This is a genomic window from Ruminococcus sp. NK3A76 (genome assembly GCF_000686125.1).
Classification (GTDB): Bacteria; Bacillota; Clostridia; order Oscillospirales; family Ruminococcaceae; genus NK3A76.
This window is the reverse complement of record NZ_JMMA01000002.1, coordinates 2,703,473-2,724,853: the sequence shown is the minus strand read 5'-3', so window position 1 is coordinate 2,724,853 and position 21,381 is coordinate 2,703,473. Positions and strand designations below refer to the sequence as shown.

The window sequence follows — 21,381 nt, the reverse complement described above, 5'->3', positions numbered from 1 at the left end:
TGGATTTTTATACGCTTAAGGGTCGGAAAAAGTGACTGAAAATGCAAATTTTTTCGCCTCTTACAACTTTAAGAAGGAGTGATAAAAGCCTATGCTGAATGTGAAGGACGTCAAGCTTGGTAAAAACACGAGAAAGAGCTTTGCCAAGATAGACGAGGTCCTCGAGATGCCTAACCTTATCGAGGTGCAGAAGAACTCGTATAAGTGGTTTCTTGATGAGGGCTTGAGAGAGGTTTTCAGAGATGTAGCTACCATCACCGATTATAACGGTAACCTGGAGCTCAACTTCGTTGACTACCGCATTGATGAAAAGCCCAAATACACTGTCGCTGAGTGCAAGGACAGAGACGTTACCTATGCAGCCCCCCTGAGAGTCACTGCAAGACTCAATAACACCGAGACAGGCGAGATAAAGGAGTCTGAGGTGTTTATGGGCGATTTCCCGATGATGACAGATTCGGGTACGTTCGTAATAAACGGCGCTGAGCGTGTTATCGTATCTCAGCTCGTTCGTTCACCGGGCGTTTACTACGCAGTTGACAAGGACAAGACCGGTAAGGACCTTTTCAGGGCTACTGTTATCCCGAACAGAGGTGCATGGCTCGAATATGAGATGGATTCCAATGATGTTGTCTATGTAAGGATAGACAAGAACAGGAAGATACCGCTCACTATATTTATCCGTGCTATAGGCTATGGCACAAATGAGGAGATAGAGGAGGTCTTCGGCCCCGATCTCAGGATACATGAGACTATTCTCCAGAAGGATCAGACAGCTAACAGAGAGGAAGCTCTCCTTGAAGTATACAAAAAGCTCCGCCCCGGCGAGCCGCCTACGGTAGAGAGCGCTGTAACTCACCTCAACAACCTCTTCTTCGACGCAAGAAGATATGACCTCTCACGCTTCGGCAGATATAAGTATAACAAGAAGCTCGGCATAGGCGCACGTCTTGCAGGCCATGTGCTTTCAAGACCTGTCGTTAACCCCCTTACAGGCGAGATAATGGCTGAGGAAGGCGAGCTTATCCGCTTTGACCGTGCTCTCGAGATCGAGCAGGCAGGTGTTTCCGAGGTATATGTAAAGGTAGAGGTAAAGGAATACTACACCACTCCTACAGGTGAGAGCGGCACACGCTTTGAGGATAAGGAAGTCAAGATCATAGGCTCAGGCATGGTAGATATCGACGGCTATGTTGACTTTGACTGCACACCTCTCGGCATCAACGAGAAGGTGTCCTTCGCTGTACTTAAGGATATCCTTGAGACATCTGAGGACGAGGAGGAGATAAGAGAGAACATCTCTGCAAGAAGAGATGAGCTTATCCCCAAGCATATCACTATTGATGATATCGTGGCTACAGTTTCCTACTTCCTTAATCTCTGCGACGGCGTAGGCACAATAGACGATATCGACCACCTCGGCAACAGAAGAATAAGATCTGTCGGCGAGCTCTTACAGAACCAGTTCAGGATCGGCTTTACAAGAATGGAAAGAGTTATCCGTGAGAGAATGAACACTCAGTCTCAGGATATGGAGGTAATCACTCCTACAGCTCTTATCAATATAAGACCTATAACAGCAGCTATCAAGGAATTCTTCGGTTCATCACCGCTCTCGCAGTTCATGGATCAGAATAACCCCCTTGCAGAGCTTACTCACAAGAGAAGACTTTCCGCCCTCGGCCCCGGCGGTCTTTCAAGAGACCGTGCGAGCTTCGAGGTTCGTGACGTTCACTATACACACTACGGAAGAATGTGCCCGATCGAGACCCCTGAAGGTCCTAACATCGGCCTTATCTCCTACCTTGCATCTTTCGCAAGGATAAATGAATACGGCTTTATCGAGGCTCCCTACAGAAAGGTAGACAAGGAGACCGGCGTAGTTACTGACGAGGTCGTTTACATGACTGCCGATGTCGAGGATAACTACATGGTGGCTCAGGCTAACGAGCCCCTTACCGAGGATCATAAGTTCGCAAGAGCTAAGGTCAACGGCAGATACCGTGACCAGATCCTCGAAATAGAAGCAAACAAGATTGACTTTATGGACGTATCACCTAAGATGGTGGTATCAGTCGCTACAGCTTGTATCCCGTTCCTTGAAAACGACGACGCTAACCGTGCGCTCATGGGCTCTAATATGCAGAGACAGGCAGTTCCGCTGCTTAAGACTGAAAGCCCTATCGTCGGCACAGGTATGGAGTACAAGGCCTGCCTCGACTCGGGCGTTGCAGTCGTTTCTGACGCACCCGGCGTGGTAGAGAGCGTTGATGCTGACAAGATAGTCGTAAGAGAAGACACCGGCGAGCAGCACACATACCAGCTCACAAAGTTCAAGCGCTCGAATGCAGGCACCTGCACCAACCAGAGACCTATCGTTTCTGAGGGCGAGAGGATAACCGAGCACCAGATAATCGGTGACGGCCCTGCTACCTGCGACGGCGAGCTCTCACTCGGTAAGAACTCTCTTATCGGCTTCATGACCTGGGAGGGCTATAACTACGAGGACGCTGTACTCCTTAACGAGAACCTCGTAAAGCAGGACAGATATACCTCTATCCACATTGAGGAATACGAGATAGAGGCAAGAGATACCAAGCTCGGGCCTGAGGAGATAACAAGAGATATCCCCAACGTCGGTGAGGACGCTCTTAAGGATCTCGACGAGAACGGTATCATAAGGATAGGTGCTGAGGTACGCTCAGGCGATATCCTTGTAGGTAAGGTAACGCCCAAGGGCGAGACTGAGCTTACGGCAGAAGAAAGACTGCTTCGTGCTATCTTCGGTGAGAAGGCAAGAGAGGTAAGGGACAACTCCCTTAAGGTGCCTCACGGTGAAGCAGGTATAATCATAGATGTAAAGGTATTTACAAGAGAGAACTGCGACGAGCTCTCGCCCGGCGTTAACAAGCTGGTAAGATGCTATATCGCTCAGAAGAGAAAGATCTCTGTCGGCGATAAGATGGCGGGCCGTCACGGTAATAAGGGTGTTGTATCGAGAATACTTCCTCAGGAGGATATGCCGTTCCTTGAAGACGGTACTCCGCTCGATATCGTGCTCAACCCTCTGGGCGTTCCTTCCCGAATGAATATCGGTCAGGTTCTCGAGGTACACCTCGGTATGGCCTGCAAGGCGCTCGGTATAAAGATAATGACCCCTGTATTCGACGGCGCTCACGAAGCCGATATCAGAGAGGCGTTCAGAATGGCTCAGAAGATACACGAGGAGCATAAGGACGACCCGTTCGAGATAAGGACAATGGGCGAGATAATCAATACAAAGGCACTCAGCTACAGCGAGGACGGTAAGTTCGACGTATACGACGGCAGAACAGGTGAGAAGTTCGATAACAAGGTTACTGTCGGCTATATGTATTACCTCAAGCTCCACCACCTCGTTGACGATAAGATACACGCACGTTCTGTCGGCCCGTATGCGCTCGTAACACAGCAGCCTCTCGGCGGTAAGGCACAGTTCGGCGGCCAGCGTTTCGGTGAGATGGAAGTTTGGGCTCTCGAGGCTTACGGCGCAGCTTATACCCTCCAGGAGATACTCACTGTCAAGTCTGACGATACCGTCGGCAGAGTCAAGACATATGAAGCTATCGTCAAGGGTCAGAATATTCCCAAGCCGTGCGTTCCTGAGGCATTCAGGGTACTCTTCAAGGAAATGCAGTCGCTCGGTCTTGATGTTGCTGTTCTCGATCAGGATGGCGAGGAGATCGACCTTAAGCAGACTTTCGATGATGATGACGACTTCGTTCCTGCTTCCTCTCAGATCAATGACGAGGATAACTACACCATGACAAACAGCGGCTTCGGCGACGGCTATGTTGGTGAGGACGAGAACGGCGAGCTCTCATCGCTCGATGACTACAACGACGACTCGGACGAGGATGATGATTATTCGTATGATGACGACGATTTCGCTGATGACGGCGACTTCTTCGGCTCGGACGACGAATAAACAGCCATTTACAAACAACCGAACAAGGGCGGCAGCCCTGAACGTTTAATACAGGAAGAGGGTACACTATATTGGAATTTAATGTATTTGACTCTATAAAAATAGGCCTTGCATCACCCGATCAGATACGCAAGTGGTCATACGGCGTTGTTGAAAGACCTGAAACTATAAATTACCGTACACAGAAGCCCGAGAGAGACGGTCTTTTCTGCGAAAGGATCTTCGGGCCTACAAAGGACTGGGAATGTCACTGCGGAAAATATAAGAAGATACGCTTCAAGGGCAAGATATGCGAGCGCTGCGGCGTTGAGGTAACAAGAGCTAAGGTGAGACGTGAAAGAATGGGTCATATCGAGCTCGCAGCACCTGTTTCGCATATATGGTACTTCAAGGGCACACCTTCCAGGATAGGCCAGATGCTCGAAGTTTCCCAGAAGAGACTTGAAGAAGTTCTCTATTTCACAAAGTATATCGTAATAGACCCCGGCGACACAGGCCTTCTTAAGTGCCAGCTGCTCACAGAGCGTGAGTATGAGGAAATGGTAGAGAAGTATGAAGACGGCTTCCGTGCAGGCATGGGCGCTGAGGCTATCAAGGAACTCTTAGAGGAGATAGACCTTGACAAGCTCGCAGATGAGATAAAGGCTGAGCTTAAGGATCTTCCTGCCGGCCAGAAGAGAATAAAGCTCTTAAAGAGATTGCAGATAGTAGAGGCTTTCAGAACATCAGGCAACAGACCTGAGTGGATGATACTCGAAGCACTCCCCGTTATCCCGCCCGATCTGAGACCTATGGTCGTTCTCGACGGCGGCAGATATGCAACTTCTGACCTTAACGACCTCTACAGACGTGTTATAAACCGTAACAACAGACTTAAGAAGATGTTAGAGCTCGAAGCTCCCGACATCATCGTCAGAAACGAAAAGAGAATGCTCCAGGAGGCAGTTGACGCACTTATCGACAACGGCCGTCACGGCAGACCTGTTACAGGCCCGAACAACAGAGCCTTCAAGTCGCTCTCCGATATGCTTAAGGGTAAGCAGGGACGCTTCCGTCAGAACCTTCTCGGTAAGCGTGTTGACTACTCCGGCCGTTCGGTTATCGTCGTAGGCCCTGAGCTTAAGATGTATCAGTGCGGTCTTCCTAAGGAAATGGCACTCGAGCTCTTCAAGCCCTTCGTTATGAAGAGGCTCGTTGACACAAATTCGCCCTCTGTAAACATCAAGAGCGCAAGAAAAATGGTAGAGCGTGGAACAGACCCGAGAGTATGGGACGCACTCGAAAATGTTATCCAGGGTCATCCTGTAATGCTCAACCGTGCGCCTACACTTCACAGACTCGGTATCCAGGCATTCGAGCCGATACTCGTAGAGGGCAGAGCTATCAAGCTCCATCCGCTGGTATGTACAGCCTTCAACGCTGACTTCGACGGCGACCAGATGGCAGTTCACCTCCCTCTCTCGGTAGAGGCACAGGCTGAGGCAAGATTCCTCATGCTCGCAGCTAACAACCTCTTAAAGCCCTCTGACGGCCGCCCTGTTGCTATTCCGTCACAGGATATGCTGTTAGGTTCTTACTACCTGACCCTCCAGAAGCCCGGCGAAAAGGGCGAGGGCAAGGTGTTCTCGAACGTGGACGAGGCTATAATGGCTTACAACGCAGGCATAGTATCTCTCCAGGCAGCTATAAGAGTAAGAATTACCAAGGAAATAGGCGACAAGAAGATATCCAAGATAATAGATGCAACAGTCGGCAGACTTATCTTCAATGAGAAAATACCGCAGGATCTCGGCTATGTTGACAGAACAAACTCCGAGAGACAGTTTGACCTTGAGATATCCTTCCTTGTCAAGAAGAAGCAGCTCGGCGATATAATCGACCGCTGCATACAGCGCCACGGCACAACAGCTACATCTGAGGTGCTCGACAATATCAAGGCGCTCGGCTATAAGTATTCAACAAAAGCAGCTATCACAGTTGCCGTATGTGATGCTACCATTCCTGAGGCTAAGAAGGATATCCTTGCAAATGCCGACAAGAAGGTAGATAAGATAGACCTCCAGTACAAGAGGGGCTATATCTCGAGAGAAGAGCGTTCTTCACGCTTCATCGACATCTGGAACAAGGCTACTGATGAGGTTTCCGATGCACTTCTGGCAAACATCGACCCCTACAACCCCATCAACATGATGGCAGACTCCGGTGCCCGTGGTTCTAACTCGCAGATCAGACAGCTCGCAGGTATGCGTGGCCTTATCGCCAACACCTCGGGTTCGACAATAGAAATGCCTATCAGGGCAAACTACCGTGAAGGCCTTAACGTACTGGAATACTTCATCTCCTCGAGAGGTGCGAGAAAGGGTCTTGCTGATACCGCTCTGCGTACCGCTGACTCGGGTTATCTGACCCGTCGTCTCGTTGATGTTTCTCAGGAAGTCATCATCAGAGAGGAAGACTGCGGCACAACAAACGGTATCGACGTATTCGAGATAAAGAACGGCAACGAGATGATCGAGCCGTTCAAGGAGAGACTTACAGGCAGATATCTCGCAGCAGATCTTAAGGATCCCAAGACAGGCGAGATGATAGTTTCTCACAATAAGCTCATAACAGGCCACGATGCAGAGCGTATAATCGCAGCGCTCGAAGCAGAGGGCAAGGACAGGATAAAGATACGCTCGGTACTTGCCTGCGAAGCTAAGCACGGCGTATGCGCTAAGTGCTACGGCGCAAACCTTGCAAACTCCAACCCTGTAAGAATAGGCGAGGCTGTTGGTATCATCGCTGCTCAGTCTATCGGCGAGCCCGGTACACAGCTTACCATGAGAACCTTCCACACCGGCGGTGTTACAAAGGGTGAAGGTGATATCACACAGGGTCTTCCGAGAGTTGAAGAGCTCTTCGAGTCCAGAAAGCCCAAGGGTGCAGCTATCATTACGAGAGTTGCCGGCAGGGTAAGGATAGAAGAAGTAAAGAAGAACAAGCAGATAGTCGTTACCTCCGAGGACACATCAGAGCCTGCTGAGGAGCGCTACACAGTTCCTTACGGCTACAAGATAAAGGTACACGAGGGCGACCAGGTAACAGCTGGCCAGCCTCTGACAGAGGGCTCTATCTACCCGGCTGACATTCTTGAAGTAAGCGGTATCGAGGTAGTCGAGAACTACATCATCACCGAAGTTCAGAAGGTTTACCGTTTACAGGGTGTTGATATCAACGACAAGCACATCGAGGTCATCGTTCGCCAGATGATGAGAAAGGTCAAGATAGACGACGCAGGCTCCAGCTACCAGCTGCCCGGCACTCTTATCGACAAGGGCGAAGTAGCCGCAATAAACGCAGAGATACAGAAGGAGATAGATGCAGGCGTTGAAGACGCAAGGCTCATCTCGACAGTACCTGTATTACAGGGTATCACAAAGGCTTCCTCGAACTCCGACTCGTTCATGTCGGCAGCTTCGTTCCAGGAGACAACAAAGGCTCTTACCGATGCCGCGATCAAGGGCAAGACGGATAAGCTCGTTGGTCTTAAGGAAAATGTTATCATTGGTAAGCTGATACCTGCCGGCACAGGTCTTGACGTTTACAACAATGTAACTGTCATCAAGAACGAGACAAGCAGCAGCACGCTCAGCTCCGAGCCGCTCAATCCTTATCACATGATCTGATTATCAGGCAGCTCTCTCACGGAATGTGAGGGAGCTGCTTTTTGTCAGGTAACAGGTAACAGGTAACAGGTAACAGGTATGGTGTCGGCTTACGCCGACGAATGCCCATTCGGGCGGTAACGCTGCGCTCAGTGAATAGTGAATAGTGAAGAGTGAATAGTGAATAGTGAATAGTGAGTTGAGGTGTCGGCTTGCGCCGACGTATGGCCATTCGGCCTATTAGTCGGACGATTTCAGCTAAATCGTAGGATATGCACCCGAAGGGGGTGGGCGGCAGCTTTGCTGACGCAGGGGGGCGACCGGAAAGCCCCCCTACCTGTAGCGTAAGGATAGCGAGAGACTACCCCTTTAGCTAAATTGTGGGGTCAGCTTTCCTTCAAGGCGGCTCTCTCGTCCTCAGGGGGTACACCGAGGGGCTTTCCGGTCGCCCCTCGACCCTTCGGAATGGCAAGCCCTACGCTACGCTATGCTGTCGGAAAGGAACGGCCGAATGGCCATTAGCGCCGTCAGGCGCACCTCAACTGTTACCTGTTACCTGTAACCTGTTACCTGAAAAGGCTGTTCATATAAAGTTTACAAACCCCGGTGCAATAAAACGCCGGGGTGCGGCGTCTTTATTTATAGAGAGGCAGGACACCGCCCATCCAAAATTAATTTGCCGTGTCTGAAAATAGAGCTTTTGCGGTGTGCTGCCTCTCAAACTGTGTGTGGAAAGTGTGGTGGTGTAAGTGGACGAAAATGAAAATGATATCTATGAGCTTTTTGACAGTGCTGTCGATGAATATTCCGATATGGTGACAAGGATATGCGTGCTCATGCTCGGGAATATGATAGATGCGCAGGACGCTTATCTCTCGGCATTTGAAAAGCTGTTCATCACGCTCAAAAAGGGCAGGCGGCCTGATGATATAAAGAAATGGCTCGCAAAGGTGGCGTATAATGAGTGTAAGTCGGTGCTCAGATCTATGCTCAGACACCGGCAGGTGAGTATGCCGGACGTGACCGAGCCGTTTAAAAAGCAGGAGGAGCTGGAGCTTGTAGAGCTGTTGTTCACTTTGCCGGAGAATTACAGGAATATGCTGTATCTTTACTACAACGAGGGCTATACGGTCGCCGAGATAGCAAGGATAACAGGCAAACGTGAGAACACCGTTCGCTCGACACTCAAAAGAGCAAGAGACAAACTGCGTGGAGCGTATGAGGGATACGAGGGGAAAGGAGAGCCGGCTTATGAAGGATAGCATGAAGCTGATAGACAAGATACAGACCCCCGACGATTGGAAAGACCGTGCTAAAAAGATAGCACAGGGCAAGGGGATATACGCCAAGGTCAAGACCGGCGGCTGGTGGAAGGCGGCAATAGCTGCGGCACTTGCGCTGGTGATAGGTGCCGAGGGCTTTCTGCTGCTCAGAGAAGACAAGGGCGACAAGGCAGATAAAGAGAAGATAACTGTTCCCACCATGACAGACAGCAGGGAAGCTCATGAGACGGAAAACAGCCTGCTCGTGAAGCAGATGTCCTGTTACTACCCGAGAGCGACCGAGGAAAGGTGCAAAGAGCTTGCAGCTGAGCTTAGGAAAAACGGCTGCGGCCTTATATACACAAGAGACAACGGCATAGCACAGAGCTGCTCGCAGGAACTGGCCGCCCATACAGAGGATATTCCTTACTACATGGAGGAATATTCCAGATACAAAAGCAGCTGCGAGGGGTATATAATTACCGGCAGCACGCTGACGGCGTTTCTGAGAATGGAGGAAGATTCTGATATCCTGGCGTACGGTACGAAATGGGATATAAACGAGGACTTCGCTGTACACGCCTGCATATACGACAAGAACACCGGCACCGAGATAAAGCCGAAAAGCTCAAAAATGAGTGCTGTAAACGGCGGCGATGCATGGTATGTCAGGATAGATATAAGCCTTACAGGCAGGCTGCCCGAGGGCGGATTTGATGACCTGATAACGGATATCCACCTCTACAATGTATACTCTGTCGGCGAGTTCTATGACGACGAGTTCTTAGGCGTTATGGACGATGACGATATAAAGAACACCAACGACGAGCGCTACGGGCTTTATCATATGGATATAAAGGTCGAGCCGTCGGAGGAGGAGATAAACGTGTCCTCCGAGGACGATGCGTTCGACACGATACTGAAAGCCACTGATAACGATGTAGCTGGTCAGTATTACACGCTCAAATACTACCACGACAACGTGAAAACGCAGCTTGCAGCCGGCACCCCCGGCGAGGAGCAGAGCGTATACTCCGCAGGCGATGATATCCCCGAGGGTACTGACAAGGGCTATACCGACGGCTTACAGATAACAAGCCCGGGATATCTGACCGACGGATATTCTGCATATATGATGTTTTACGCAAACGGCAAGGCCGGGCACCTCAAATACAGGCAATACCTCATGCCCGAGGGCATACTGCTCAGCGAGGAAAGCGTAGAGCCTTCAAAATATGAGGGCTATCCGTTTTGCATTGGCGTCATGCCCGAATATGCTCTCGGCGGCCACACGGTAAAGACTGTGATATACGCTGACGGTGAGGAGCATGATGAAAGCTCGCTGCATTATGTGTTTGAGTACGATATACCGGAGGACATTAAGCTGTGGAAGTTTGAAGACGAATACGACCATGAATATGATAAGTTTCTGAAGAAAGACAAGAAGACCGGCTACAGCACTCTTGGCATATTCGTTGCCGGTGCGGACGAGGAGATAGCAAAGCACCAGAAGGCCGTAGCCGAAACAGGCGACAAGGATCAGCCTCTGCTCGCTATCCATCTCGGCTTAAATGAGAATATCTTCTGTGTTATGTACGATGAAAAGGGCGACACCACCGCCTCAGGGCGGATATTCCACATTAAGGACGCAAGCGGCAAATATCTGGGTTATTACATCAACTACGGCCGTTCTTACGGCTATTCCCCGAGTGTGATAGTCTTCTCCGACGACGGCGGCGAGACTTACGACCGGCTCTGCGAGCAAGGATAATAAAAAGCCCCCCTTTGGGGGCTTTTTCAGTGAATAGTGAAGAGTGAATAGTGAATAGTGAATAGTTAAGGTGCGGCGAAGCCGCACATCCGAAGGGTCGAGGGGCGACCGGAAAGCCCCTCGTGTACCCCTTGGAAGCGAGAAAGCCGCCTTGAAGGTAAGCAACTCCCACAGAATAGCTTCAAGGGAACTCTTTCCCTATCCCTACGCTACGGTAGGGGGGCTTTCGAGCTGTCGCAGATAGCTCATGCGCCACCCCTGCTTCGGCTGCGCCTGCGCCACCCCCTTCGGACTGACCTTTCCTCGGTCACATATTGCCCGAATGGGCATCTCGTCGGCGTAAGCCGACACCACAACTGTTACCTGTTACCTGTTAACTGTTAACTGACCAAGCGCCGCTCCGGGGCTATTCACTATTCACTGAGCGCAGCGTTACCGGCCAAGTTGTAAACTTTCTGTTAAAGCTGCCGATTTTTGAGCTATCGGTCAATAATGGATATCGGGCAGGGGAAAAGTTTGTTTAATTCCACAAGGGCGTAATGCGCCGAAAATGCTTGACAAATGAGGGAAATGAGTGTATAATATTTGAGTATGCTGAATAATTATCGGTATATGTAGTTTTTTAGAAAGGAGTGTTGATATGCCGACCTTTAACCAGTTAGTAAGAAAGGGTAGAAAGGATCTCGAAACAAAGTCAACAGCACCTGCTCTTCAGAAGGGTTATAACTCTAAGAAGAAGATAGCTATTGACCAGAGCTGCCCCCAGAAGAGAGGCGTTTGCACCGCTGTAAGAACAGCTACACCTAAGAAGCCTAACTCAGCTATGAGAAAGATCGCCAGAGTACGTCTGACAAACGGCAACGAGGTAACTGCTTACATCCCCGGTATAGGCCATAATCTTCAGGAGCACAGCGTTGTTCTTATCAGAGGCGGAAGAGTTAAGGATCTCCCTGGTGTGCGTTACCACATCATCAGAGGTACACTCGATGCACAGGGCGTTGCAAAGAGAATGCAGGCTCGTTCCAAGTACGGCGCAAAGAGACCTAAGGCTGGAGCTGCCAAGTAATTAGCTCAAAACTCAAAAGACACAAACTCATTGCCGCATACATAAAGGTGTGCGGAGACCACAGTTTATATGTGGAGTGATTTATATATATGCTATATAAACTCTGCATTGGAACTGACGGGGCTGTAGAATAAGGCTACAGAGCGAGTACCTGTGAATTCATTTATTTGTGAAGGAGGGAATCAAAGTGCCAAGAAGAGGCAGAGTTGCAAAGAGAGACGTTTTGCAGGATCCTGTATACAATTCAAAGCTCGTTACAAGACTTGTAAATAACATCATGCTCGACGGTAAGAAGGGTGTTGCACAGAAGATCGTCTACGGCGCATTCGAGATCGTAGAGGAGAAGACAGGCCGCCCTGCACTTGAGGTTTTCGAGGAGGCTATGAACAATATCATGCCTGAGCTCGAGGTAAAGGCTCGCCGTGTCGGCGGTGCTACTTATCAGGTGCCTATGGAGGTTAGACCTGACAGAAGACAGACACTCGGTCTTCGCTGGATAACCAAGTTCTCCAGAGAGAGAAACGAAAGAACAATGAAGGAAAGACTTGCAGCAGAAATACTTGACGCACTCAACGGTGTGGGCGGTTCATGCAAGAAGCGTGACGAAACACACAGAATGGCTGAGGCTAACAAGGCTTTCGCTCACTACAGATGGTAATAAAGGAAAGGATTTTGATTTATGGCAAGAGAATGCTCTTTACAGGATACCAGAAATATTGGTATCATGGCACATATCGATGCCGGTAAGACAACTACTACCGAGCGTATCCTTTTCTATACCGGTATCAACCACAAGATCGGTGAGACACACGACGGTGCTTCCACGATGGACTGGATGGAGCAGGAGAAGGAGAGAGGTATCACAATCACCTCCGCTGCTACGACCTGTTATTGGAACAAGCACAGACTTAACATAATAGATACTCCCGGACACGTTGACTTTACAGTTGAGGTTGAAAGATCTCTGCGTGTACTCGACGGCTCGGTAACAGTTCTTTGTGCTAAGGGCGGTGTTGAGCCCCAGACTGAGACAGTCTGGAGACAGGCTGATAATTACAAAGTACCGAGAATGGTATATGTAAATAAAATGGACATCATGGGCGCAGATTTCTACAACGTTATGAATATGCTCCATGAGAGACTTAAGTGTAATGCAGTCGCTATACAGCTCCCTATCGGCGCTGAGGACGACTTCAAGGGCCTTATCGACCTTCTCGAGATGAAGGCTTATATCTACACTAACGACCTCGGCACAGATATCCAGATCACAGATATCCCTGATGATATGAAGGATAAGGCTGAGGAATACAGATCCATTCTTCTTGATGCTGTCGCAGAACAGGACGAGGAGATCATGGAGAAGTATCTCGAGGGTGAGGAGCTCACTATCGAGGAAATGAAGAAGTGCATCAGAAAGGGTACTATAGCTAATACCTTCGTACCTGTATGCTGCGGTACTTCCTACAGAAACAAGGGCGTTCAGAAGCTCCTTGACGCTATCATAGACTATATGCCCGCTCCTACAGATATCGACCATATCAAGGGCGTTAACCCTGAGACCGGCGAGGAGTGCGAGAGACCTTCCTCTGACAGCGAGCCGTTTGCAGCACTTGCATTCAAGATCGCTACTGACCCGTTCGTTGGTAAGCTCTGCTTCTTCAGAGTTTATTCGGGCGTGCTCAAGGCAGGCAGCAATGTCTATAACGCTTCTAAGGACAAGTCTGAGAGAATAGGACGTATCCTTCAGATGCACTCCAACCACAGAAAGGATATCGAGGAGGTTTATGCCGGCGATATCGCTGCTGCAGTTGGTCTTAAGAATACAACTACAGGTGATACACTCTGCGACGAGGATCACCCTGTAATACTCGAGTCCATGGAATTCCCGGAGCCTGTTATCCAGCTCGCTATCGAGCCTAAGACAAAGGCAGGTCAGGAAAAGATGGGTATCGCACTCAGCAAGCTCGCTGAGGAGGATCCTACTTTCAAGACATGGACAGATGAAGAGACCGGTCAGACGATCATCGCAGGTATGGGCGAGCTCCACCTCGAGATCATAGTTGACAGACTCATGCGTGAGTTCAAGGTCGAGGCAAACGTTGGTGCTCCTCAGGTTTCTTATAAGGAAACTATCAGAAAGTCGGCTGACGTTGACCACAAGTATGCTAAGCAGTCCGGTGGTAAGGGTCAGTACGGTCACGTTAAGATCACTGTTGAGCCTAACGAGAGCGGCAAGGGCTACGAGTTTGTTAATAACATCGTCGGCGGCGCTATCCCGAAGGAATATATCCCTGCTGTTGATGCAGGTATCAGGGGCGCTATGGAAGCAGGCGTGCTCGCAGCATATCCTGTTGTTGACGTAAAGGTAACACTCTACGACGGTTCTTACCATGAAGTTGACTCGTCTGAAATGGCATTCAAGATCGCTGGTTCTATGGCGTTCAAGGAGGCTATGGCTAAGGCAGACCCTGTTATCCTCGAGCCTATCATGAAGGTCACAGTTATCGCTCCTGATGACTATATGGGTACAGTTATCGGCGACCTTAACTCCAGACGTGGTCAGATCCAGGGTCAGGAGACAAGAAACGGTACAGCTCAGGTGGACGCACTCGTTCCGCTTTCCGAGATGTTCGGTTACTCCAACGACCTTCGTTCCAAGACACAGGGAAGAGGAAACTATACAATGGAGCCTCACAGCTACATCGAGCTGCCCAAGAGCCTTCAGGACAAGATCGTGGCTTCGAGATCCAAGAACTAATATCAGAGTATTGTGCGCTTTTCTTCTCCGCTGCGCAGCGGGGAGGAAAAAAGCATAAAAAAATACAAAATTTTTTGCTAATCTATTGCAAAACTTATCAGAATGTGATATAATAATATTACGCTGATTTTTACGTTAAATTTATTTTAAGGAGGAATATTCCAATGGCAAAGGCAAAATTTGAAAGAACAAAACCCCATGTAAACATCGGTACCATCGGTCACGTTGACCACGGTAAGACAACTCTTACAGCAGCTATCACAAAGACACTTGCTATGCAGGGTCTTGCTGAGAAGAAGGACTACGCTAATATCGACTCTGCTCCCGAAGAGAGAGAGAGAGGTATTACAATCAACACAGCTCACGTTGAGTATGAGACAAAGAACCGTCACTATGCACACGTTGACTGCCCCGGACACGCAGACTATGTAAAGAACATGATCACAGGTGCTGCTCAGATGGACGGCGCTATCCTCGTTGTTGCTGCTTCCGACGGCCCTATGGCTCAGACAAGAGAGCACCTTCTCCTTGCTCGTCAGGTTGGCGTTCCGGCTATCGTTGTATTCATGAACAAGGCTGACCAGGTTGACGACGAAGAGCTCCTCGAGCTCGTTGAGATGGATATCCGTGAGCTCCTCGACAAGTATGAGTTCCCTGGCGATGATACTCCTATCATCAAGGGCTCTGCTCTTGCAGCTCTCGAAGCTCCCGACGATCTTAGCGATCCCGCTTACAAGCCGATCCTTGACCTTATGGACGCTGTTGACTCCTTCATCCCCACACCTGAGAGAAAGGCAGACCTTCCTTTCCTTATGCCTGTTGAGGACGTATTCACTATCACAGGCCGTGGTACAGTTGCTACTGGTAGAGTTGAAAGAGGTCAGCTCAATATGTCCGATGAAGTTGAGATCATCGGTCTTACAGAAGAGAGAAAGAAGACTGTTGTTACAGGTATCGAGATGTTCAGAAAGCTCCTCGACTATGCAGAGGCTGGCGACAACATCGGTGCTCTTCTCAGAGGTATCCAGAGAACAGAGATCGAGAGAGGTCAGGTTCTTTGCAAGCCCGGCAGCATCCACCCCTATACAAAGTTCAGCGGCCAGGTTTACGTTCTGAAGAAGGAAGAGGGCGGCCGTCATACTCCTTTCTTCAACAACTACAGACCTCAGTTCTATTTCAGAACAACTGACGTTACCGGCGTTATCACACTTCCTGCTGATAAGGAAATGTGCATGCCTGGCGATAACGTTTCTATGGACGTAGAGCTCATCACTCCTATCGCTATCGAAGAGGGTCTCCGCTTCGCTATCCGTGAGGGTGGCAGAACAGTTGGTTCCGGCGTTGTTACTGGTGTTAAGGACTAATTAATTGCCTATCCTATAGAATTATTGTGTAATATAAGACCCACTGCTTCCCTTCGGGGGTGCGGTGGGTTTTGTGTTTGGGGTGAAAAAGCAAGATACTGTAATCAACAGTATCTTGCTTTTATGGCGCTATTCTCTTTAATATATTTGCATAATTTGTTTTACCGTTTAATACTCTGTAAAAAACGACCTTATTCTCGTCCTCAAAAATCCTATATATCATAAGGTGATCTTCTACAATGGCCATATAAAAGTCATATCTTGCAACTATTTCCTTTGGAACTCGAACAGATGAATAGGGGAATAGGGAAATGCTGTCTGCCCTGTTATTGAATAGTCTGTTTATCCTTTGTGCTGAGCTTTTACCACTTAGTGTTGCATACAATGCAACTATCTGAGATATATCCCGCAAAGCTGAGGGAAGGTATTCGACCTTATATTGCTTGTTGGCTTCCATTGATTATTCCCTCTATGATATCATTGACCTCTTCTTGTGAGTAGGTCTTCTCGCCCCTGATACGTTGTTCTTCGGCTTCGAGAAGTTTTTCTCTGAGGTCAAGAACTTCTTCACGATAGGTATATTCCTCTATACTCATAACAACAAGGTCGCCCTCGCCGTTTTTGGTTAGAAAAACCGGTTCTTTTTTGTTTTTACATATTTCTGATATGCTATTGTATTCGTTTCTTAAAGCAGTTGACGGTTTGATTATCATAGATATCCCTCCTTCTTATCATTATTATATACATATTATATCATAATTATTCGGTATTGTCAAGCTGATTTTGGGGTGATTTGCTTTTCTTCATCCTAAGCTCCTTAAAAAACCCACTCATGATCCCTGCGCATTCCTCCTCCAGCACACCTCCGATAAGCTCGGGGCGGTGGTTGAAGGGCAGGTCAAACAGCGTTATCACCGAGCCGCAGGCGCCGAAGCGCTTATCAAATGCGCCGAAGATGACACGCTCGATACGGGAGTTTATTATGGCGCCGCTGCACATCGGGCAGGGCTCCAGTGTCACATACAGCTCGCAGTCGATAAGCCGCCAGCCGCCTAAACGCTTGCTCGCCTGAGCTATGGCTTCAAGCTCTGCGTGGGCAAGCGGCGAGCGCTCAGTCTCACGGCGGTTGAAGCCTTTTCCTACTATCTCGCCGGTGCTTTTCTTTACAACGACTGCCCCGACCGGCACCTCGCCTAAAGCTGCGGCCTGCTTTGCAAGGGCTATCGCCTCTCTCATGAAACGCTCGTCCATGTCACGACACCACGATGTAAAGCCATACGATGATGCTTGCAGCCAGCCACGAAAGGGTGGGCATGGCGGTCACGAATGTCTTCAGTTTGTCGATGAACGGCAGCTGTGTCTCGCTGTTTCTGATGTTTATCTTGTAATCATTGAAGCTGATGAGCCTTCCGAGCGAGAAAAGCCCGATGCCGAGGAACAAAGCGCTCGCAAGCAGCAGATAAAGCTCGCTCTCGCCAGTGGGGTATGATGTGTCGATGTATTTGAGCGTGAAGAATACAAGGTTTATAAGTACCCTCGAAATGATAGCATACTTTATCGAGCCTGTCTTTATGGTGACTATGCATATGAGTATGCCGAGCACGAAATGCGTGCCGATGTTTGTGAGGTTTATCGCCATGATGCTCTCGGCGGCGGCTGAAAGTATAATGGCTGTCGAGTCACCGAACTGCCGAAGCAGCTGTAGTATCATGCCGTTTACAAGTATTGCGTGCAGCAAGGGGGTGATAAGATACTGCATACCGATGCAGTGGACGTTCAGCCCCATGTCATTGCACCAGACAAACCCTCCCGGCACGGACATGACCTCCTCATTGAAGATCAATTTGAAAAGTATGGACAATATGTAGCAGGCAGCCGCTGCTCCCACCACCAGGCCGAGCAGCCCATATATGTGCCTTGCAGGCTTTATCTTGCCCTGCGGTATGAAGACCTTTCTCGGCAGCCTTGTGAAAAGCCACATAAGAAGTATGCATACGAGTATCGAGAACGGCTTGAACATCGAGAGCATGACAGTCGATGCGGCATCGGCAGGTCGGGTGCTGCCGTAGACCTCTATAGACGAGCCTGCGAGCAGGTGGCCTGCACGGCTGTCGTACATTACCTGGAAAAACCTTATAACAGCCGATATCAGCAGCGTTCCGCCGATGATGCAGGAGCAGTATTTGAGCGATGTACGCTCCGAGTCGGAGGCAAGCTCTGTTTCAAAGCCCTCGCCGAATGCGTAGGTGTGCTCACGGGTGTCCTTGACATACTTGTAGCCGAAGCGGTTGTTTTCCTTCATGCGCCACTCGGTAAAAGCGGTGCGGTATTCCTCTGTCTGCCCGGCGTATGTACTGTCAGACGCTATGTCGATAAGGTATTCCTTTTCGCTTTCCATTATGTCTCACCCCTTATCTGCTTAAAAAATCCGCCCCGTGTGCTCGGGGCGTGACTTATATCTCATTTCTGTTTTCCAGAGCCCTGAAAAGCGTCACCTCATCGGCGTATTCAAGCATACCGCCTACCGGCAGCCCGAATGCGAGCCTTGTCACCTTCACCTCAAAGGGTTTGAGCAGCTTTGCTATATACATAGCGGTCGCTTCTCCCTCGACGGTGGGGTTTGTAGCCATGATGACCTCGTCTACCTCGTCGGTGCTGACTCTTTTTATAAGCTCCTTGATGTGTATCATGTCAGGCATAACGCCCTCTACCGGGGAAATAAGCCCGTGCAGCACATGGTACACGCCTGTGTACTCCTTCGTCCTCTCAAACGCCGTAACGTCCTTCGGGCTCTCTACCACGCAGATAGTCTTCCGGTCACGCTTGGGGGAGGAGCATATCGGGCAGACCTCTCTGTCTGTGAAGTTGAGGCACACCCTACAGGTCTTTATCTTTTTTCTTGCGCCCTCAAAAGCGCTTATGAACGCCTTTGCATCAGCCTCGTCCATTTCCATGACGTGGTAGGCAAGGCGCTGCGCCGATTTCATTCCTATGCCGGGCAGCTTTGCAAACTGCTCAGCGAGAATGACGAGCGGCAAAGCACTCGCATCAGCCATATCAGAAGAGGCCGGGGAATGAAACGCCGCCTGTGAGCTTCTGCATCTCAGCGTCGCTCTCCTCGTCGAGCTTAGCAACAGCCTCGTTGAATGCGCTCATGATAAGGTCCTGGAGCATCTCGATATCGTCAGGGTTTACTACCTCAGGCTTGATGTTGAGAGAAAGCACGTTTCTCTTGCCGTTGATAGTGATATCTACCATACCGCCGCCTACAGATGCCGAGAACTCTCTCTGCTCAAGGTCTTCCTGTAAAGCTGTGATATCGCTCTGCATCTTCTGAGCCTGCTTTATCATCTGGTTCATGTTGTTTGAGGGGCCTTTGCCCATTCCCTGGGGAAGTCTTGCTTTCATTTTAATAACTCCTTTAATCTTGTGATTTTATCTCAACCTCGATACCCATGTCCTTTGCACGCTCTTTGAGCACGTTGATCGGGTTGTCCTTGTCCCCGATATCCACAGAGCTTGCTGTGTAGAGCATGAAATCGAAGTCTTTGTTATAGTGATCGTGAATGATCTTCTTTAGCTTTGCGGTGTCGTTTGACGCCTTGAATTTCATCTTGTAGAAGTCGCTCGCACAGATGATGTTGAAGGTATCGCCCTCTATCGCTGCGGCAGAGTTCTGCAAAAATGCCGCTATGCCGGGATATTCCTCCCTGACCTTTTCGAGTATCTGCTGCCAGTCCTCAAGCGGCGTGTAGTTGTTGACATCGAACTTTTTGAGCGGCTTTGCAGGCTTCTTGGGCTTTTCGGGCACCGGGGGAGGTGTATTGTTACCGCCCGGGGCTGCCTGCGGCAGCTGGCCTGATGCGAGCCGCTGTTCGAGCTCGTTTATCCGAGCTATCAGCGCCTGCGTGTCCTCATTTGAGACTGCCTGCGGTGCCGGCCTGTGCGAAGCGGACGAGCAGAGCCTTATTATGCACATTTCAAGCTCTGTTCTCTTGGAAGCCGCACCCCTGAACCTGTCAAGGCAGTCCTGCAGTGCTGTAAGCTGACAGAGCACCGTGTCGATGTTTACATTTGAAGCGATAGCCTTTAGTCTGTCAAGCTCATCGGGCAGGCAGGTTATAAGGTCTGTCGCACCGTTGATAGCCTTTAAGAGCATCACGTTTCTCAGCTGCTCTATAAGCTCTGAGCAGAGCACCTTAAGGTCCTTGCTCATGCCGTAGAGCTCGTTTATCTTTGCAAGAGCACCTGCGGTGTCCCTGGCCATTATCTTTTCTATGATATCGAACAGGTAGTCACGCCCGGCGATGCCTGCGGCGTTTGAAACAACTGCCGTGTCGATATTATCAGAATACGCCGCACACTGGTCGAGCAGCGAGAGCGCATCTCTCATGCCGCCGTCAGAAAGCCTTGCTATAAGCTCAGCAGCGCTGTTATCAAGCGTCAGGCTCTCCTGCGATGCTATATATTCTATCCTTGCGACAATATCCTCCGTCCTTATCCGCCTGAAATCAAAATGCTGGCAGCGTGAGACGATAGTGGCAGGCACCTTGTGTATCTCGGTAGTCGCCAGCACGAACTTGACGTGCTCAGGCGGCTCCTCCATAGTTTTTAAAAGCGCATTGAAAGCACCGGGGCTGAGCATATGCACCTCATCTATGATATACACCTTGAACTTGCACATCTCAGGCGTATACACAACGCCCTCACGCAGCTCACGGATATCGTCCACCTTCGAGTTAGACGCAGCGTCCATCTCAAATATATCGGGGAGGGTACCGTTATCGGCGTTTTTGCATATCTCACATTCAAGACACGGCTCACCGTCCTTAGGGTTCAGGCAGTTTATAGCCTTGGCAAATATCCTTGCGCAGGTGGTCTTACCCGTACCTCTTGACCCTGTGAACAGGTAGGCGTGGGCTGTCTTGTCATTTTTTATCTGGTTTTTGAGTGTCTGAGTGACCTGCGGCTGAGAAACGACATCGTCAAACGACATTGGCCGCCATTTTCTGTATAATGCACGGTACGTTTTTCTCAACCCCTTAACTCAAAAAGTCGATCCGACATAAAGGCATGCAGGCGAAACTGTGTCACACGAAACAGACCGCTTAATGCTGCTCGGTTCCCCGCCTGACATGGTTCACAGCGTTTCATTGCACAGGACCTGCACACCCATATCTCGGATCGACGGCTTTGCAAATGTCCTTTATATCACTTTAATATTATAACACATTCTCTCACAAATTTCAAGCCCTTTTTGAAAAAAACTTAAAAAAACGTTTAACCGGGGGTGGTCGAGGTCTTGACAGCAGCACCGAAGGGGGCTTGGTCAGTTAACAGTTAACAGGTAACAGGTAACAGTTGTGGTGTCGGCTTACGCCGACGAGATGCCCGTTCGGGCGGTATGTGACCGAGGAAAGGCAAGTCCGAAGTGGGCTGTCTTCGTCGTCTTCTTCCTTGTCATAAGTGTTGGGATATCCCCGAAGGGGGTGGCGGCAGCTTCGCTGACGCAGGGGCGGCGCATGAGCTGTCTGCGACATCTCGAA

15 protein-coding genes and 1 other RNA gene are annotated in these 21,381 nt (G+C 49.7%); 8 read left to right on the top strand and 8 right to left on the bottom strand.

What is annotated here, in order from left to right; all coding sequences use genetic code 11:
- Positions 1-91: 91 nt before the first annotated feature.
- From rpoB to tuf, 8 genes are all read left to right on the top strand, one after another.
- Entirely contained in the window at positions 92-3,967 is a 3,876-nt protein-coding gene (rpoB, locus tag CD05_RS0112670) for a DNA-directed RNA polymerase subunit beta (protein ID WP_028510800.1), read from the top strand.
- A 71-nt stretch (positions 3,968-4,038) separates the two neighbouring features.
- Positions 4,039-7,635 carry a DNA-directed RNA polymerase subunit beta' gene (rpoC, locus tag CD05_RS0112665; RefSeq protein ID WP_028510799.1) on the top strand — a complete coding sequence of 1,199 codons (3,597 nt, stop codon included), beginning with the start codon at positions 4,039-4,041 and terminating at the stop codon, positions 7,633-7,635.
- A gap of 728 nt (positions 7,636-8,363) precedes the next feature.
- The gene (locus CD05_RS0112660; protein ID WP_028510798.1) at positions 8,364-8,876 is read left to right on the top strand and encodes a sigma-70 family RNA polymerase sigma factor; all 513 of its coding nucleotides are present in this window, start codon (positions 8,364-8,366) and stop codon (positions 8,874-8,876) included.
- Positions 8,866-10,647: a hypothetical protein gene (locus CD05_RS0112655; protein ID WP_028510797.1), complete on the top strand. Its 1,782-nt coding sequence runs from the start codon at positions 8,866-8,868 to the stop codon at positions 10,645-10,647. Before CD05_RS0112660 ends, CD05_RS0112655 begins: the two co-directional genes overlap by 11 nt.
- 640 nt (positions 10,648-11,287) lie before the next feature.
- Entirely contained in the window at positions 11,288-11,713 is a 426-nt protein-coding gene (gene rpsL, locus CD05_RS0112650) for a 30S ribosomal protein S12 (protein WP_028510796.1), read from the top strand.
- 187 nt (positions 11,714-11,900) lie between these two features.
- Positions 11,901-12,371 carry a 30S ribosomal protein S7 gene (gene rpsG, locus CD05_RS0112645; protein ID WP_028510795.1) on the top strand — a complete coding sequence of 157 codons (471 nt, stop codon included), beginning with the start codon at positions 11,901-11,903 and terminating at the stop codon, positions 12,369-12,371.
- A gap of 21 nt (positions 12,372-12,392) precedes the next feature.
- Positions 12,393-14,471, top strand: a complete 2,079-nt coding sequence (fusA, locus tag CD05_RS0112640) for an elongation factor G (RefSeq protein WP_028510794.1) — start codon at positions 12,393-12,395, stop codon at positions 14,469-14,471.
- Positions 14,472-14,635: 164 nt separating this feature from the next.
- The gene (gene tuf / locus CD05_RS0112635) at positions 14,636-15,835 is read left to right on the top strand and encodes an elongation factor Tu (RefSeq protein WP_028510793.1); all 1,200 of its coding nucleotides are present in this window, start codon (positions 14,636-14,638) and stop codon (positions 15,833-15,835) included.
- Positions 15,836-15,956: 121 nt separating this feature from the next.
- Here the strand turns inward: tuf and CD05_RS0112630 are convergent, their stop codons facing one another.
- From CD05_RS0112630 to ffs, 8 genes are all read right to left on the bottom strand, one after another.
- Positions 15,957-16,292, bottom strand: coding sequence for a type II toxin-antitoxin system RelE/ParE family toxin (locus CD05_RS0112630; protein WP_028510792.1), 336 nt, complete (start codon positions 16,290-16,292; stop codon positions 15,957-15,959).
- Positions 16,270-16,548, bottom strand: coding sequence for a type II toxin-antitoxin system prevent-host-death family antitoxin (locus CD05_RS0112625; protein ID WP_028510791.1), 279 nt, complete (start codon positions 16,546-16,548; stop codon positions 16,270-16,272). Before CD05_RS0112625 ends, CD05_RS0112630 begins: the two co-directional genes overlap by 23 nt.
- A gap of 46 nt (positions 16,549-16,594) precedes the next feature.
- Positions 16,595-17,086: a tRNA adenosine(34) deaminase TadA gene (gene tadA / locus CD05_RS0112620; RefSeq protein ID WP_028510790.1), complete on the bottom strand. Its 492-nt coding sequence runs from the start codon at positions 17,084-17,086 to the stop codon at positions 16,595-16,597.
- A gap of 1 nt (position 17,087) precedes the next feature.
- Positions 17,088-18,233, bottom strand: a complete 1,146-nt coding sequence (locus CD05_RS0112615; RefSeq protein WP_028510789.1) for a CPBP family intramembrane glutamic endopeptidase — start codon at positions 18,231-18,233, stop codon at positions 17,088-17,090.
- Between the two features lie 55 nt (positions 18,234-18,288).
- Entirely contained in the window at positions 18,289-18,891 is a 603-nt protein-coding gene (gene recR, locus CD05_RS0112610) for a recombination mediator RecR (protein ID WP_028510788.1), read from the bottom strand.
- A gap of 1 nt (position 18,892) precedes the next feature.
- Entirely contained in the window at positions 18,893-19,243 is a 351-nt protein-coding gene (locus CD05_RS0112605) for a YbaB/EbfC family nucleoid-associated protein (protein WP_028510787.1), read from the bottom strand.
- Positions 19,244-19,256: 13 nt separating this feature from the next.
- Positions 19,257-20,873, bottom strand: a complete 1,617-nt coding sequence (dnaX, locus tag CD05_RS18600; protein WP_278244780.1) for a DNA polymerase III subunit gamma/tau — start codon at positions 20,871-20,873, stop codon at positions 19,257-19,259.
- Positions 20,874-20,905: 32 nt separating this feature from the next.
- Positions 20,906-21,005: signal recognition particle sRNA small type (gene ffs, locus CD05_RS20390), an RNA gene on the bottom strand.
- Between the last annotated feature and the right edge of the window lie 376 nt (positions 21,006-21,381).